This is a genomic window from Candidatus Pantoea deserta (assembly GCF_003813865.1).
GTDB classification, from domain to species: Bacteria; Pseudomonadota; Gammaproteobacteria; order Enterobacterales; family Enterobacteriaceae; genus Pantoea; species Pantoea deserta.
Map to the genome: position 1 here is coordinate 68,897 of NZ_RMVG01000002.1, position 12,887 is coordinate 81,783.

Genomic DNA, 12,887 nt, shown 5'->3' on the forward strand with positions numbered 1-12,887 from the left:
TCGCGTGGCGAACACTGATGATGAAAAGAGATGGCGATGAATAAAGGACACTGGGCGAAGTACGCACTTACTGGGGCAGTTTTTGCCCTGCTGGCGGGTTGTAGCTCAAAACCCACCGATCGCGGTCAGCAATATAAAGACGGCAAGCTGGAACAGCCGCTGGCGCTGGTTAATCAGCCCAATGCAAAGGGCAGTCCCGTTAACGGCAGAGATTTTGGCGAACAGGTGCGACAAATTCAGTCGGCCTCGTCTGCCTTATATGGCCGTCACACCGGCACCTATAGCGCCATTGAGAGCTGGCTGATGGCTGGCGCCGATACGCGACAGCTGCGCCAGTTCGGCCTGAACGCCTTCCAGATGGAGGGAACGGATAACTACGGCAACGTGCAGTTTACCGGCTACTATACGCCGGTGGTGCAGGCGCGCTATACGCGTCAGGGCGAGTTCCAGTATCCCATCTACCGTATGCCGCCGCGTCAACGCGGCGCGAAACTGCCGAGCCGCGCCTCTATTTATAGCGGCGCGCTGGACGAGCGTTACGTTATTGGCTGGAGCAACTCGCTGATCGATAATTTTATTATGGACGTGCAGGGCAGCGGCTACGTTGATTTCGGCGATGGCCGCCCGATGACGTTCTTCGGCTACGGCGGCAAAAACGGCTGGGCTTACCACAGTATCGGCAAAGAGTTGATCGACCGTGGCGAAGTGAAGCGTGAAGATATGTCGATGCAGGCCATCCGCGACTGGGCGGCCGCCCACTCCGAGCAGGAGGTGCGCGCGCTGCTGGAAACCAACCCTTCATTCGTCTTCTTTAAGCCGGAACCTTATACGCCGGTGCGCGGCGCCAGCGCGGTGCCGCTGGTGGCGAAAGCCTCTGTGGCTTCCGACCGCTCGCTGATCCCGGCAGGCACCGCGCTGCTGGCCGAAGTGCCGCAGCTTAACGAAAAGGGCAAGTTCAACGGTAAGTATGAGATGCGCCTGATGGTAGCGCTGGATGTCGGCGGGGCGATCAAAGGCCAGCACTTTGACATCTATCAGGGCATCGGACCCGACGCGGCGCATCTGGCGGGCTTCTACAATCACTATGGCCGCGTCTGGGTGCTGAAAGCCGCGCCGGGAACCGGCCAGCCGCTGTTCAGCACGCCGCAAAACGGCGATAATGGCTCTCTGTTACTGGGTTCAAACTGATATCACGCTTACGGGCGGCAGCGCCCGCAAGCGGCAACAAGGTTAATTATGAGTGTGGTTAACGACGCCTGGCGTCAGCGCTTCGGCGGCACGGCACGTCTTTATGGGCAGGATGCGCTGGCGCAGTTTGCGGCGGCGCATTTCTGCGTGATCGGTATCGGCGGCGTCGGCTCCTGGGCGGCGGAAGCCCTGGCGCGCACCGGCATCGGTAAAATTACCCTGATTGATATGGATGATGTCTGCATCACCAATACCAATCGTCAAATCCATGCGCTGAACGGCAACGTCGGTAAGGCGAAAACCGAGGTTATGGCGGAGCGCTTGCGCGCCATTAATCCTGACTGCGAAGTGATCTGCATTGATGACTTCATCACGCCGGACAATACGGCGCAGCTGATGGCCGCGGGCTTTGACTACGTGATCGACGCCATCGACAGCGTGCGGCCGAAAGCCGCGCTGATCGCCTGGTGCCGTCGCAATAAGATCCCGCTGATCACGACGGGCGGCGCGGGCGGACAGATCGATCCCACGCAGATCCAGGTCGCCGATCTGGCGAAAACCATTCAGGATCCGCTGGCGGCGAAACTGCGTGAGCGGCTGAAGCAGCTTGGCGTGGTGAAAAACAGCAAAGGCAAGCTGGGCATCGACTGCGTTTTCTCTACCGAAGCGCTGATGTACCCACAGCCGGACGGCAGCGTCTGCGCGGCGCGCAGCACGGCGGAAGGGCCAAAAAGAATGGACTGCGAGGCGGGATTCGGCGCGGCCACGATGGTGACCGCGACCTTTGGTTTTGTCGCGGTGTCTCACGCGCTGAAGAAATTTCTGGCGCGCGCCGCGCGTCAGGCGGCGTAAGCCTCAGAGCTGGCTGGCGCGCGCGGCCTGCTGACGCACCGCTTCCGCCAGCGCTTTCAGCCCGCTGCTGCGCGAGGCGCTGAGCTGGGCGCGCAGGCCCAGTTCGTCAAACAGCTGAAGCGGATCGCTTTGCAGCAGCGCCTGCGGCGTTTGCCCTTCCACGGCGGTGAGCAGCACCGCCAGCAGGCCGCGTACGATACGGCCTTCGCTGTCGCCATAGAAGTGCAGCGTGCCGTCGTGGCGCAGCTGGCTGCTGAGCCAGACGCGGTTTTCGCAGCCGCTCAGCTCGATGCCGGGGGTTTTGAGTTCGTCTGGCAACGCGGGCAGCTGGCGGCTAAGCTGGATCAGCTGACGGTAGCGATCTTCCCACTGCTGAAAATGGGCGAATTTCTCTTTCAGGCTATCAAGCGTGATGAGATCGCCAAACGGGTGCGGGCCAGTCAACGTCTGACTCATGATTCCTCCTCCGCTAACAGATCGAGCGCGGTATAGACGGCGCGCGTCAGTGCATCAACGTCCTGTAAATTATTATAGGGGGCAAAAGAGACGCGCAGCGTGCCGCTTACGCCCAGCGCCGCCATCAGCGGCTGCGCGCAGTGCTGGCCTGCTCGCAGGGCGATGCCCTGTTCAGCCAGCAGCGTCACGATGTCGCTGTGGTGAATGCCCTCAAAATCAAAAGACAGCACGCTCGATCTTCCTGCGCGGTAACTGCGAAAGCCGGGAAATTCCCCTAGCTGCTCTTCAGCCAGACTGGCAAGCTGCTGGCTCCACATCTCCGCTTTCAGCCGATCGTGCCGCTCCAGCCAGCTGAGCGCGGCGCTTAGCCCGACGACGCCCGCCACGTTCGGCGTGCCGGCTTCAAAACGCCAGGGAACCGGCTGCGGGGCAAAGCCGTTAAAATCGACCTGCGTCAGCATCTTGCCGCCGCCCTGCCACGGCGCCATCTCGTCCAGCAGCTCGGCTTTGCCATACAGCGCGCCGATGCCGGTGGGACCGTAAAGCTTATGGGCGGAGAAGGCATAAAAATCAATGTCCAGCGCCTGCACGTCGGGCGGGCAGTGCGCCACGCCCTGCGCGCCGTCGACCATGACTTTCGCGCCGACGCTGTGCGCCAGCGCGATCGCCTGCGCCAGATCCGGACAGCCGCCCGTGACGTTAGACATCTGACCAATAGCCAGCAGGCGGGTACGGGAAGTCAGCAGCGCGGGCAGCAGGCGACTATCGGGCAGGTAATCAGCGCCGATCGGCCACTTCACCACTTTTGCGCCGCGCGCCTGCGCGGCCATTAGCCAGGGCACCAGATTGGCGTGATGCTCCGCCTCGCTGACCACAATTTCATCGCCAGCCTGGAGACGCGGCAGCAGCCAGCTGTTAGCCACCAGGTTAATGGCTTCCGTGGTGCCGCGCGTCCAGACGATCTGATGCTCATGGGCGGCGTTCAACAGCCGCGCCACCTGATGCCGCGCCTGCTCATATCGTTCCGTTAGCTGACGCGCCGCAGCATACTGGCTGCGATGGACGGTGCCAGCGCTCAGGCTGTAAAACTGTTCAGTGGTGTCAATCACCACCTGAGGTTTTAGGGTGGTGGCGGCGCTGTCGAGATAGACGCCTGCATCGCTCAGCGCCGGAAACTGCTGGCGGAATGTGGTGGGATTAAATGCAGTCATGTCGGCTCGTCATACAAATAGATAGGCCCAAAACAAAAGCCTGGCTCTCTCCTGGCAAAGCTGTAAAAGCGCGTTATGCTGAATAATGCAAGGTTTAAACCAAAACCCGCATTATGAGCAACCTTCTTTAGTCGATTTGACTACCGGTTAGCGCATGCGGGCGGTTTTATGCAATCAATCTGCAAGGAGATAGAAGATGAAAAAACTTTCCGCAGTGCTGGCCATCTGTGCCATGGCTTTTACTCTGGCCGCGTGTTCAAGCAATTATGTCATGCATACCAACGACGGTCGCACCATTATTTCAGAAGGCAAGCCATCCGTTGACAACGATACCGGTATGATTAGCTATAAAGATGCAAACGGCAACAAGCAGCAGATCAACCGTGCTGACGTTAAAGAGATGGTAGAGGTGCAGTAAGCGAGAACGCGCTTGTTGCAGGCAAAAAAAAGCACCGCAATTTGCGGTGCTATTCAAAATCACTATGGACAGACAGGGTAAATCTACAGGAATTAAAAGTTTGATCTGCAATCGTCAGATCAAAATGCAAACACAACATCACGACCACAAGCCAAAAGTTTCCCGGAAGTCTGCGAACTCACTCACAAATCCTGAAATCTTTTCGTTCCGGCTCAGGAAGTGCGGCAACTATAGGTATTTGCTGGAGCTTCCTCAACGGACAATTTATAATGTCTCGGATTACTAAAACTAATATGTAAGCGCTGTGTATTAGCTTATGTGTTTTGCCTTCGATCCGAGCACGGAAAACCATGTCGAAACGCCTTCCTCCTCTCAATGCCCTCCGCGTATTTGATGCCGCGGCGCGTCATCTTAGCTTTACCAAAGCCGCCGAAGAGCTGTTCGTGACTCAGGCAGCTGTAAGCCACCAGATAAAATCTCTGGAAGATTTTTTGGGGTTAAAGCTGTTTCGCCGGAGGAATCGTTCGCTGTTGCTGACGGAAGAGGGGCAAAGCTACTACCTCGACATCAAGGAGATTTTTACCGCGCTCAACGATGCGACGCGCAAACTTCAGGCGCGCAGCGCGAAAGGGGCGCTGACGGTGAGCCTGCTGCCCAGCTTCGCCATTCAGTGGCTGGTGCCGCGTCTTTCCAGCTTTAATATGGCTTATCCGGGCATCGATGTCCGTATTCAGGCGGTGGACCGCGATGAAGAGAAGCTGGCTGACGATGTGGATGTCGCCATTTTCTACGGACGCGGCAACTGGCCTGGGCTGCGCGTGGAGAAACTCTATGCGGAATATCTGCTGCCCGTCTGCTCGCCGGTGCTGATGACCGGCGATAACCCGTTGAAAACGCCGATGGATTTGTCACGCTTTACGCTGCTGCATGACGCGTCGCGGCGCGACTGGCAATCCTATATTCGTCAGCTAGGCTTGCAGCACATTAACGTGCAGCAGGGACCTATCTTCAGCCATAGCGCCATGGTATTGCAGGCCGCCATTCACGGTCAGGGGGTGGCGCTGGCGAATAACGTGATGGCGCAAAGCGAGATTGAAGCGGGACGATTAATTTGCCCGTTCAACGACGTATTAGTCAGTAAAAACGCTTTTTATCTGGTTTGTCATGACAGCCAGGCAGAACTGGGTAAAATAGCTGCCTTTCGGCAGTGGATCCTTGCGAAAGCCGCCAGCGAACAAGAAAAATTCCGTTTTCGCTATGACCACTAACCTGTTGATTTCCGTGCAGTGAATGATCGCTGCGCCTTAAGGATAGTCAGATGTCCAGTCGTGCCATGTTTATTTTTTCCGCCATCAGCGGTTTTTTGCTGGTGGCGTTTGGCGCTTTCGGCGCCCACGTATTAAGTCGCTCGCTGGGTCCAGCCGAAATGGCCTGGATCCATACCGGGCTGGAGTATCAGGCCTACCATACGCTGGCCGTGATCGGTTTAGGCGCGGCGATGCTGCGCCGCGCCAATCTCTGGTTTTACTGGAGCAGCGCGTTTCTCGCGCTGGGGATCGTGCTGTTTAGCGGCAGCCTGTATTGTCTGGCGCTGTCGCATCTGAAGTTTTGGGTTTTCGTGACGCCGGTAGGAGGGTTTTGCTTCCTGATCGGCTGGTTTTTGATGTTGATTGGCGCGCTGCGTCTGAAACGAAAGGCAGATCGCCATGAATAAAGTTTTACTCTATTGCCGTCCCGGTTTTGAAAAAGAGTGTGCGGCAGAAATCGCCGCCAACGCCGCCGAGCGCGAGATCTATGGTTTTCCGCGCGTAAAAGAGAACAGCGGCTATGTGCTGTTTGAGTGCTATCAGCATGAAGACGCCGAGCGTCTGGTGCGTGATATGCCGTTTGATTCGCTGATTTTTGCCCGGCAGATGCTGGTGGTGGGCGAGCTGCTGAAGGATCTGCCGCCGGAAGATCGCATTACGCCTGTCGTCGGTATGCTGACCGGGGTGGTGGAGAAGGGCGGTGAACTGCGGGTTGAGGTGCCAGACACCAACGAAGCCAAAGAGCTGACAAAGTTTTGCCGCAAATTTACCGTACCGCTGCGCGCCAGCCTGCGCGAAGCGGGGATTTTGCTTAATTATGAAAGTCCGAAACGCCCGGTGGTGCACGTCTTCTTTATCGCCCCCGGCGCCTGCTACGTCGGCTACTCGCTGGTCGGCAATAACTCGCCGTTCTATATGGGCATTCCGCGCCTGAAATTCCCGGCGGATGCGCCGAGCCGCTCCACGCTGAAGCTGGAAGAGGCGTTTCACGTTTTTATTCCCGCCGACGAATGGGATGAGCGGCTGGCCGGCGGCATGCACGCCGTCGATCTGGGCGCCTGTCCTGGCGGCTGGACCTATCAGCTGGTTAAGCGCAGCATGTGGGTTTACGCGGTGGATAACGGTCCCATGGCGCCGAGCCTGATGGACACCGGTCAGGTGACGCACTGCCGCGAAGACGGCTTTAAGTTTCGCCCGACGCGCAACAACAACGACTGGCTGGTGTGCGACATGGTGGAAAAACCCGTGCGCGTCGCTAACCTGATGACGGAGTGGCTGGTCAACGGCTGGTGCCGCGAAGCCATTTTTAACCTCAAGCTGCCGATGAAAAAGCGTTATGAAGAGGTCACGCAGAATCTGACTATGATGGCCGAAGCGCTTAAAGCGCAGGGCATCAACGCGCAGATCCGCGCACGCCAGCTTTATCACGATCGCGAAGAGGTGACGGTGCATATTCGCCGCATCTGGGGAGCCATTCCAGGCCGCCGCGACGAACGCTAAGCTTCAGGCCGGGCGTGACAACGCCTGGCCTTCATAGCGCAGCGTTTTCAGATTTCCCTGCAACGCCAGATCCTGCTTCAGTCTCGCTACCTCCCGGCTGAGGAGAGCAGACTCCTGTCCCGCTGCCAGCTTCGCGCGCCATTTCTCCGGCACCGCGTCGAGCTGTTGATAGATAGCGTCGAGTGAGCCAAAGGTTTGCAACAGGGTTTTCGCGCTTTTCGGACCGATGCCCGCCACGCCGGGAATTTTACTGCTGCTAATGCCGCACAGTCCCCAGTAATCCGGCAGTCGATCCGGCGCAACGCCAAATTCACTCTCGATAAAAGGCACATCCAGCCAGCGCTTCTGGAAATAGTCGCGAATGCGGATTTGCGGCGCAAGCAGCTGACAATAGCCTTTGTCGGTAGAGACAATGGTCGCCTGATGACCCGCCTGGGCCATTTTTACCGCCAGCGTGGCGGCCAGGTCGTCCGCTTCGTCGCTTTCCGCAACCCAGCAGCTTACGCCGATATGGCGAAAAGCCTCCTGTAGCGCGGGCATTTCCGCGTGCAGATCGTCAGGCATCGGCGGCCGCCCGCTTTTGTAGTCCGGCAACAGCTGATGACGCCAGCCCTGATGGCGCAGCTCGCTGTCGAATACCGCGACGACATGCGTCGGCTGCGTATGGCCCAGCAGCTGACGCAGCGCCGCGACGCAACCCTCGACGCAGGGCGATCCCTGTACGGCATGCAGACGACGTATCAAATTGAGGGCGTCTACGATAAGAAGATGAAATGACATAGGCTAACCGGCAGCCCGTTCGGGCTGCCTTCCTTGCGGGTTATTTAATAATCTCATAGCAGGGAATATAGGCGGTGCCCGGCAGCTTCATGCGGTGCTGAGCAACAAATCCCTGTAGCAGTTCGTCCATGCGGCGCATAATCTCAGGCTCGCCGTGCAGTTTGTACGGCCCTTTTTCGCGAATTTCGCGGATGCCCACCTCTTTAACGTTGCCCGCCACGATACCGGAGAAGGCGCGTCGCAGATCCGCCGCCAGCTGCTCTGCCGGCTGGCTGGTGTAGAGATTGAGGTTCGCCATATTTTCGTGAGACGGATAAAACGGCTTTTGCAGATCTGACGAGATGCGAATCGACCAGTTAAAGCTGTAGGCGTCGCCGGTTTCACGGCGATACTCTTTCACCTGCGGCATCGCTTTTTTCATCAGACGAGCCACTTCCGCCGCATCGTCGATCACGATCTTGTAGTGCTTACGCGCGGCCTCGCCCAGCGTGTTAACGATAAAATCGTCCAGCACGTGGAAGTAGTCGGCGCTCTCCTGCGGGCCGGTAAGAATCAGCGGCAGCACCTGCTCATGGTTTTGCGGGTTCATCATAATGCCCAGAAGGTAGAGCAGCTCTTCCGCCGTGCCCACGCCGCCGGGGAAAATAATGATGCCGTGCGCGATACGCACAAAGGCTTCCAGACGCTTTTCAATGTCCGGCATGATGATCAGCTCATTGACCAGCGGATTCGGCGGCTCGGCGGCGATGATCGACGGCTCGGTCAGGCCGATAAAGCGGCTGTCGCGATAGCGCTGCTGGGCATGGCCCACGGCCGCGCCTTTCATCGGCGCTTCCATCACGCCTGGGCCGCAGCCGGTGCAGATATTCAGCTCACGCAAGCCCAGCTGCGTGCCGACGTTGCGGCAATACTGGTACTCCACCGCGTTAATCGAGTGGCCGCCCCAGCACACCACGGTATTGGGGTATTCGCCGATGTGCAGCGCGCGCGCGTTGCGCAGAATAGAAAAGACCTGATTGGTTATATGCGCCGAATCGTCCGGCGCGGCTTCTTCCAGCCCGGCAATCGACAGCTGGCCGTTAACGAAAAGAATATCGCGCAGCACGGCGAACAGGTTGGCCTGCAGGGAGCGAATAATGCGCCCGTCGACAAACGCCTCTTCCGGCGGATTGATGAGTTCCAGCTTTACGCCGCGTTCACGGCGCAACACGTTAATGTCGAAGCTTTCAAAGCGGGAAAGCAGTTCGTGACTACTGTCGGTCTGGCTGCCTGAATTAAGCACGGCGAGCGAGCAGTTACGAAACAGCTGGTAAAGATCGCTGCTCGCCGTGCGCTTGAGCATGTCCACTTCCAGCTGAGACAGCAGATCCATCGAGCCAAGAGGGCTGATATGCGTAATCAAATGAACTCCGTTACACCCGCCTGGGTGACTGATGACACCGCCTTCGCGGCGGCGAAAATCCCTGGTCGGCCATCCTCCGATCGCCGCCTCCACCAGAGTAGCCTTGTCGAGCGGGAATGCTCAAGAGGAACGCAACGCCTGACGCGCAGGCTGCGAGAAGCCTCGCAAAGCTACTGACGCGCCAGACGCGAAAAGCCCGGCGTAAAGGGAACGTTGCTGCGCCAGGGGTTAATATCCAGGCCGCCACGGCGCGTATAGCGCGCATACACCGTAAGCTGTTCCGGCTGGCAAAAGCGCAGCACATCGTTAAAGATGCGTTCCACGCACTGCTCATGAAACTCATTGTGCTGTCGGAAAGAGATCAGATAGCGCAGCAGCGCCTCGCGGTCGATGCGCGGGCCTTTATAGCGGATCATCACCGAACCCCAGTCTGGCTGATGAGTAATCAGACAGTTGGATTTCAGCAGATGGCTGACCAGCGTCTCTTCAACGCGGTCGCTGCCCGCTGCGCCAGCGAGATAGTCGGCGTTAAAACTGTAGTCGTCGATCTCGATGTCCTGCTCGTCGATGCAGGAACCGCTAAACTGACCGACAGGCTGGCCTTCGATTTCGCTCAGGCGAAACAGCGCCACGCTGACCTCGCCCTGCGCGCAGGCGCCTAAATCGCGCTCCAGCGTCTGACGAACCTCGCCCCAGTCGGCGAAGCGCGTCTGGTTAAAGCTGTTAAGGTAGAGCTTAAAACTTTTCGACTCGATAAGATGTTCGCTGGTGGCGTTGAGGACGACTTCGCCCAGCGCCACCTGCGGAACGCCTTTACTGTTGAGCCAGGAGAGTTCATACAGCGTCCAGATGTCGGCGCCGGTAAACGGCAGCGAGTCTGGCGTCAGGCCCAGCGGCGCGCGGTTCAGGCTGCGCGGCACCGCCTGTAGCAGGCTGGCATCGTAGCGATCCTGATAGGCTGTGGGTTTGCCCAGGGTCAGGTTGCTCAGCGCCTGATCCTTTTCATATAAAGACATAGCGGTTACCCGTTAAACAAAACAAAGTGGGTAAGTGTAACCCATCAGAGGTGAGAAAAAGAGTAATGCAACAGACTACGGACGCCCTGCGACAGTTTACCACCCGATATTGCGATGCCTGGCAGCAGCGCACCGGTCACGCGCCCGCCAGTCAGGCGCTGGTCGGCGTGCCGTCGCCCTGCATTGTGGCGACGCAGACCGATGAAGTCTGGTGGCAGCCGCAACCTTTTACCTTGCCCGCAACGCTGGAAGCGGTCGAGCGCGCGCTGGATATTCAGCTTCAGGAGGCGATCACCGCCTTTTACACCACGCAGTTTGCCGGCGATATGACGGCGTGCGCCGATGGGAGGAGAATATCGCTGCTACAGGTCTGGAGCGAAGAGGATTTTGTGCGGTTGCAGGAGAACCTGATCGGCCATCTGGTGATGAAGCGTCGTCTGAAACAGACGCCGACCCTGTTTATCGCCACCACGGCGTCCGAGCAGGAGATCATTTCGCTGTGTAATCTCTCCGGCGAGGTGATTCTTGAACAGCCCGGCACAAAAAAACAGCAGATCCTGGCCTATGATCTTCAGATGTTTCTTAAGAACTTACAACCGGTTATCGAACCCTTTGCAGATAATACCTGGTAGTCTTGTGAGATATTTCTCACATTGGATGTGAGAGATTGGCATTTTTACAAAAACACTGCCATATGTCTCGAATGTAAAAATATTGTGAATCATTGACTTAATGGCATTAGTCCTAATTTGGGTCTATAAATAATAGCGTAACGATTTTTAGTACCTTGTTTATTCAACGGTCTCTGCCAGAATAAACAGCATTGGCAGGAAGCCAGAGGATAAGGACCGCGTCTGGAGACGCAGGCCAGGAGGCGGGACCGTAACGGAGTTTACGTCACAGGGAAGGCTTCAGGATGAAGCAGGACACTCAGGAACGAGACAGGGACACCTCCAGGACGGAGAATGAGAGTCACCCATGATGGGCGGCGGGCCAGGAAGCCAAGGGAATTATCAGGATGATAAGCGCAGGATGGCGCACAGGAAAAGTTGTCAGGGAAGAGCAGGGAGCATCAACGTAGCGGGAAGGCTGCAAACGAACCGGGAGCACTGTTAACACAGTGCTCCCTTTTTTTGCGCGCGCGTCCGGCGATGGTATATGCTTGCCGCCCGATTTTTTGCTCGCCGGAGGTGGCGTATGACGCCTTTATTGTTACAACGGCTGGACCAGCTTGAAATGCTGATGCGCGATCATCAACACTGGCAGACGACGCCGCCGTCGGCCAGCGCGCTCGCCAGCAGCCAGCCTTTCTGCCTGGATACGCTGGAGCCGCTTGAGTGGCTGCAATGGGTATTGATCCCGCGTATGCGGGCGCTTATCGCCGCGCGGCAGCCGCTGCCGCAAAATTTCGCCGTCGCGCCCTATTTTGAAGTCGCGCTGGCGTCCAGCACCCCTGGCCACGCCGCGCTCCTGCGCTGTCTGACGCAGCTTGACGCCCTGTTCTCAGATGAGACGTCCTGATGCTGGAGATTATCTATCAGGACGAGTGGCTGGTCGCGGTCAACAAACCTGCTGGCTGGCTGGTACACCGCAGCTGGCTGGACCGTAAAGAGAAAGTGGTGGTGATGCAGACCGTGCGCGACCAGATTGGCCAGCACGTTTTCACTGCCCACCGCCTCGATCGCCCTACCTCCGGCGTGCTGCTGATGGGCCTGTCCAGCGAGGCAGGACGTCTGCTGGCGCAGCAGTTCGAGCAGCATAAAATACAAAAAACCTACCATGCGGTGGTGCGCGGCTGGTTGCAGGAGAGCGGCACGCTGGATTATCCGCTGGTCGAAGAGCTGGATAAGATCGCCGATAAGTTCGCCACGCAACAACGCGCCGCTCAGCCGGCGGTCACCGATTATCAGGCGCTGGCCTGGACGGAGATGCCGGTAGCGATTGGCCGATATTCAAGCGCGCGCTACAGCCTGATGCAGCTCTCGCCGCGCACCGGCCGCAAACACCAGCTGCGTCGTCATATGGCGCATCTGCGTCATCCGATCATCGGCGACACTACGCACGGGGATCTGCGTCAGAATCGCGGCGCGGCGCAGCATTTCGCTGCCGATCGCCTGATGCTGCACGCCAGCAGTCTGGCGCTGACGCACCCGATAACCGGCGAGCCGCTGGTGATCCGCGCCGGACTGGATGGGGTATGGCGGCATCTGGCGCAGCAGTTTGGCTGGCAAGAGGCGTTTAATGCCGCAGCACTTGAGTTTGCCGACGAGGCGGGCGAGGATAACCTTCTGGTTTAAGGAGCAGGCACATGGCAAAGATTGGCATATTTGTAGGTACGGTGTACGGCAACGCGCTGCTGGTGGCGGAAGAGGCGCAGCCGATTTTGCAGGCGCAGGGTCATGAGGTGGCGGTATTTGACGATGCCACCTTAGCGCAGTGGCAAAATTACAGCAGTGATGTGGTTCTGGTGATCACCTCCACCACCGGCCAGGGCGATTTTCCCGACAGCATCGCCGGTCTGTATCGCGAAGTGAAAGATAAGCTGGGCTATCAGCCAGAGCTGCGCTATGGGGTCATCGCCCTGGGCGACAGCAGCTACGACCATTTTTGCGGCGCGGGCAAGACGTTTGACGCGCTGTTGCAGGAGCAGAGCGCGAAGCGCGTCGGCGACGTCTTGCTGGTGGATGCCGTTGAGGATCCCGAACCGGAGTCCGTTACCTCGCCCTGGGTTGAAGCCTGGGGAAAAGAGCTTTGAGT

At 58.1% G+C, this 12,887-nt stretch carries 15 protein-coding genes; 10 read left to right on the top strand and 5 right to left on the bottom strand.

Annotated elements, in window-relative coordinates; genetic code table 11:
- The first annotated feature begins 36 nt into the window (after positions 1-36).
- The gene (gene mltA, locus BBB56_RS02930; protein WP_370661847.1) at positions 37-1,188 is read left to right on the top strand and encodes a murein transglycosylase A; all 1,152 of its coding nucleotides are present in this window, start codon (positions 37-39) and stop codon (positions 1,186-1,188) included.
- 48 nt (positions 1,189-1,236) lie between these two features.
- Positions 1,237-2,040 (top strand): tRNA cyclic N6-threonylcarbamoyladenosine(37) synthase TcdA, encoded by an 804-nt coding sequence (gene tcdA / locus BBB56_RS02935; RefSeq protein ID WP_123798643.1) that lies wholly within the window; start codon positions 1,237-1,239, stop codon positions 2,038-2,040.
- Positions 2,041-2,043: 3 nt separating this feature from the next.
- Here the strand turns inward: tcdA and csdE are convergent, their stop codons facing one another.
- Both csdE and csdA read right to left on the bottom strand, forming a co-directional pair.
- The gene (csdE, locus tag BBB56_RS02940; RefSeq protein WP_123798645.1) at positions 2,044-2,496 is read right to left on the bottom strand and encodes a cysteine desulfurase sulfur acceptor subunit CsdE; all 453 of its coding nucleotides are present in this window, start codon (positions 2,494-2,496) and stop codon (positions 2,044-2,046) included.
- Entirely contained in the window at positions 2,493-3,707 is a 1,215-nt protein-coding gene (csdA, locus tag BBB56_RS02945) for a cysteine desulfurase CsdA (protein ID WP_123798647.1), read from the bottom strand. The genes csdE and csdA overlap by 4 nt, the downstream gene beginning before the upstream one ends.
- 196 nt (positions 3,708-3,903) lie before the next feature.
- On the opposite strand from csdA, the gene BBB56_RS02950 reads away from it, so the two are divergent.
- The 4 genes from BBB56_RS02950 to rlmM all read left to right on the top strand — a co-directional run bounded on the left by BBB56_RS02950 (position 3,904) and on the right by rlmM (position 6,932).
- Positions 3,904-4,125 (top strand): YgdI/YgdR family lipoprotein, encoded by a 222-nt coding sequence (locus BBB56_RS02950; RefSeq protein ID WP_123798649.1) that lies wholly within the window; start codon positions 3,904-3,906, stop codon positions 4,123-4,125.
- A 350-nt stretch (positions 4,126-4,475) separates the two neighbouring features.
- Positions 4,476-5,393 carry a transcriptional regulator GcvA gene (locus BBB56_RS02955; protein ID WP_123798651.1) on the top strand — a complete coding sequence of 306 codons (918 nt, stop codon included), beginning with the start codon at positions 4,476-4,478 and terminating at the stop codon, positions 5,391-5,393.
- A gap of 50 nt (positions 5,394-5,443) precedes the next feature.
- Positions 5,444-5,839 (top strand): DUF423 domain-containing protein, encoded by a 396-nt coding sequence (locus tag BBB56_RS02960; protein WP_123798653.1) that lies wholly within the window; start codon positions 5,444-5,446, stop codon positions 5,837-5,839.
- Positions 5,832-6,932 (top strand): 23S rRNA (cytidine(2498)-2'-O)-methyltransferase RlmM, encoded by a 1,101-nt coding sequence (rlmM, locus tag BBB56_RS02965; protein WP_123798655.1) that lies wholly within the window; start codon positions 5,832-5,834, stop codon positions 6,930-6,932. Before BBB56_RS02960 ends, rlmM begins: the two co-directional genes overlap by 8 nt.
- Positions 6,933-6,935: 3 nt before the next feature.
- Here the strand turns inward: rlmM and xni are convergent, their stop codons facing one another.
- The 3 genes from xni to queF all read right to left on the bottom strand — a co-directional run bounded on the left by xni (position 6,936) and on the right by queF (position 10,130).
- A complete protein-coding gene (gene xni / locus BBB56_RS02970; protein WP_123798657.1) occupies positions 6,936-7,712 on the bottom strand; it encodes a flap endonuclease Xni in 777 nt (258 codons plus the stop codon).
- Between the two features lie 40 nt (positions 7,713-7,752).
- Positions 7,753-9,114: a nucleotide 5'-monophosphate nucleosidase PpnN gene (gene ppnN / locus BBB56_RS02975; protein ID WP_123798658.1), complete on the bottom strand. Its 1,362-nt coding sequence runs from the start codon at positions 9,112-9,114 to the stop codon at positions 7,753-7,755.
- A gap of 170 nt (positions 9,115-9,284) precedes the next feature.
- Complete coding sequence (gene queF, locus BBB56_RS02980) at positions 9,285-10,130, bottom strand: NADPH-dependent 7-cyano-7-deazaguanine reductase QueF (RefSeq protein ID WP_123798660.1); 846 nt, start codon at positions 10,128-10,130, stop codon at positions 9,285-9,287.
- 65 nt (positions 10,131-10,195) lie between these two features.
- On the opposite strand from queF, the gene syd reads away from it, so the two are divergent.
- The 4 genes from syd (at position 10,196) to BBB56_RS03000 (ending at position 12,885) form a co-directional block, all read left to right on the top strand.
- Positions 10,196-10,762 carry a SecY-interacting protein gene (gene syd, locus BBB56_RS02985; RefSeq protein WP_123798662.1) on the top strand — a complete coding sequence of 189 codons (567 nt, stop codon included), beginning with the start codon at positions 10,196-10,198 and terminating at the stop codon, positions 10,760-10,762.
- Positions 10,763-11,327: 565 nt separating this feature from the next.
- Complete coding sequence (locus BBB56_RS02990; RefSeq protein ID WP_123798664.1) at positions 11,328-11,651, top strand: YqcC family protein; 324 nt, start codon at positions 11,328-11,330, stop codon at positions 11,649-11,651.
- Positions 11,651-12,427 (top strand): tRNA pseudouridine(65) synthase TruC, encoded by a 777-nt coding sequence (truC, locus tag BBB56_RS02995; RefSeq protein ID WP_123798666.1) that lies wholly within the window; start codon positions 11,651-11,653, stop codon positions 12,425-12,427. The genes BBB56_RS02990 and truC overlap by 1 nt, the downstream gene beginning before the upstream one ends.
- A gap of 11 nt (positions 12,428-12,438) precedes the next feature.
- On the top strand, positions 12,439-12,885 hold the full coding sequence (locus BBB56_RS03000; RefSeq protein WP_123798668.1) for a flavodoxin: 447 nt from the start codon (positions 12,439-12,441) through the stop codon (positions 12,883-12,885).
- The last annotated feature ends 2 nt before the right edge of the window (positions 12,886-12,887 follow it).

What these genes read in the sequence shown, in the direction of transcription:
- BBB56_RS02990 (WP_123798664.1), top strand. Translation starts at nt 11,328, where the DNA reads ATGACGCCTTTATTGTTACAACGGCTGGACCAGCTTGAAATGCTGATG.
- BBB56_RS03000 (WP_123798668.1), top strand. Translation starts at nt 12,439, where the DNA reads ATGGCAAAGATTGGCATATTTGTAGGTACGGTGTACGGCAACGCGCTG.
- syd (WP_123798662.1), top strand. Translation starts at nt 10,196, where the DNA reads ATGCAACAGACTACGGACGCCCTGCGACAGTTTACCACCCGATATTGC.
- csdE (WP_123798645.1), bottom strand. Translation starts at nt 2,496, where the DNA reads ATGAGTCAGACGTTGACTGGCCCGCACCCGTTTGGCGATCTCATCACG.
- csdA (WP_123798647.1), bottom strand. Translation starts at nt 3,707, where the DNA reads ATGACTGCATTTAATCCCACCACATTCCGCCAGCAGTTTCCGGCGCTG.
- BBB56_RS02950 (WP_123798649.1), top strand. Translation starts at nt 3,904, where the DNA reads ATGAAAAAACTTTCCGCAGTGCTGGCCATCTGTGCCATGGCTTTTACT.
- truC (WP_123798666.1), top strand. Translation starts at nt 11,651, where the DNA reads ATGCTGGAGATTATCTATCAGGACGAGTGGCTGGTCGCGGTCAACAAA.
- queF (WP_123798660.1), bottom strand. Translation starts at nt 10,130, where the DNA reads ATGTCTTTATATGAAAAGGATCAGGCGCTGAGCAACCTGACCCTGGGC.
- xni (WP_123798657.1), bottom strand. Translation starts at nt 7,712, where the DNA reads ATGTCATTTCATCTTCTTATCGTAGACGCCCTCAATTTGATACGTCGT.
- tcdA (WP_123798643.1), top strand. Translation starts at nt 1,237, where the DNA reads ATGAGTGTGGTTAACGACGCCTGGCGTCAGCGCTTCGGCGGCACGGCA.
- BBB56_RS02960 (WP_123798653.1), top strand. Translation starts at nt 5,444, where the DNA reads ATGTCCAGTCGTGCCATGTTTATTTTTTCCGCCATCAGCGGTTTTTTG.
- BBB56_RS02955 (WP_123798651.1), top strand. Translation starts at nt 4,476, where the DNA reads ATGTCGAAACGCCTTCCTCCTCTCAATGCCCTCCGCGTATTTGATGCC.
- mltA (WP_370661847.1), top strand. Translation starts at nt 37, where the DNA reads ATGAATAAAGGACACTGGGCGAAGTACGCACTTACTGGGGCAGTTTTT.
- rlmM (WP_123798655.1), top strand. Translation starts at nt 5,832, where the DNA reads ATGAATAAAGTTTTACTCTATTGCCGTCCCGGTTTTGAAAAAGAGTGT.